2 protein-coding genes are annotated in these 1,795 nt (G+C 37.0%); one reads left to right on the top strand and one right to left on the bottom strand.

All coding sequences use genetic code 11. The features are described from left to right. Window positions 1–855 (bottom strand): TonB-dependent receptor plug domain-containing protein (locus AC1DPQ_RS26720; RefSeq protein ID WP_477611430.1); only part of this gene is annotated, 855 nt, incomplete at its 3' end. Window positions 856–1,212: 357 nt separating this feature from the next. Between AC1DPQ_RS26720 and AC1DPQ_RS26725 the strand changes: the two genes are divergently transcribed. After that, window positions 1,213–1,795: ligand-binding sensor domain-containing protein (locus AC1DPQ_RS26725; RefSeq protein WP_477611431.1), on the top strand; the 583-nt coding region annotated here is incomplete at its 3' end.

Raw genomic sequence — 1,795 nt, forward strand, 5'->3', positions numbered from 1 at the left:
ACCTTCATTAACCAAATTCATGTGGGCAACATAATCAGAAATAAAAGTTGGCAAATTTGCAGGCCTTGCAATTGATGCTAAACCAGCATAGCTTATTACTGTTTTTCCGCTTGTGCCTCTTTTTGTGGTAATTAAAATAACGCCGTTTGCAGCTAATGAACCATAAATAGATGAGGCAGCGGCATCTTTCAATACCGAAACACTTTCAACATCGTTCGGATTTACGGCATCAATACTGCCAATAACTCCATCAATTACTACTAATGGATTATTACTATTAATAGTTCCAGTACCACGAATTCTAAGCGTTGCGCCATCAGAACCCGGCTTTCCAGACGATTGACGAACAAATACACCCGAACTTAAACCACCAAGAGAAGATGATAAATTGGTTACAGGCCTGTTTTCGATTGATTTGGCACTGATGGTCGATACAGAACCAATTACATTAACCTTTTTCTGCACACCGTAAGCTACTACAACTACATCATTTAGGCTGTTGTTTTGCTCTTGCAGCGTAATATTTAAGGTTGTAGCCTTACCTACCAATACTTCTTTGCTATCGTAACCAATAAAGCTAAATACCAAAGTGTTTTGGGCCGATGGTACAGTAATAGTGTATTTACCATCACCTCCGGTTACCGTTGTTGTAGAAGTACCTTTTACAGTAACACTTACTCCGGGCATTGTTCCCCCTTGAGCATCTTTTACTGTTCCTGAAATTTTTATAGACTGAGCAAAGGCTGTAAATGCCGTAAAACTCAAAAGCATAATAAGTGAGCATAGTTTTACCGGATAGTAAAAACGGCTCAGTTTTGCTTCTCCAGTTTTGAGATGTTTGTAAAGTTTATCCATTTTTTGTTTAGTTGATTAACATTCGTTTTTCTTAATCGCAAAAAATTATGGGCATAACCTGTGGCTAACACCAGATAGAACTATTCTGGCTACAATGAAAAGGATATCGGCTTAAACGGTTTGGTTTTGCTTTAATATTTGGTTATTCAAAATTGTTGCTTTGGAGGCAAACTGAGGGGATAAAATCCTAAACAAATGGGTGTAAAATTCTAAACAAAAGCAGAAAAAAGCATTAAATAGGGCAAATGAGCGGATAAAGTATTAAAATTGCCTCACCAAACGTATTTGATTTTTATAATAGAAACATTTTGTACTTTTAATCAGGTAAAAGCTAACCATCCCTCACTTTGTGCCAACATGAAATACCTGCTAACAATTAATTTAGTATTTTTTATTATTGTAAGTAACGCCCAAAACAAATATGCTTTTAAACACCTCAATGTAGAAAACGGTCTCACACAAAGTTCGGTATTGTCTATCGCCCAAGATGGCAGAGGTTTCATGTGGTTTGGCACCCGGTTCGGGTTAAACAAATACGACTCTCAATCTTTTAAAGTATATAATCACGACAATAACAATGAGAAAAGCCTGAGCAGTGCAGCTTATCTTTCTTCTCTTTTAGCCTTAAAGGATGGAACATTATTAATTGGTACCCAGGAGGGGCTAAATAAATATAATGAAGATGCTGATAACTTCGATCGATATGCGCGCAATAGCAAAGATCCGAACAGCATTAGCAACTCCAAAATAAGTTGCATTTATCAGGATAAAAAGGGCCGTGTGTGGATCGGTACTGAAAACGGCTTAAACCTGCTCAACACTAATGGAAACTATAAATTTAAACGCTTTCTATATGGGCAAAAGCAACGCCAACAAATTTATGCCATAACGGAAGACCATAATGGAACATTGTGGCTAAGTACAACGTATGGTTTAATGA

This window comes from Pedobacter sp. 01T416_2 (genome assembly GCF_056398925.1).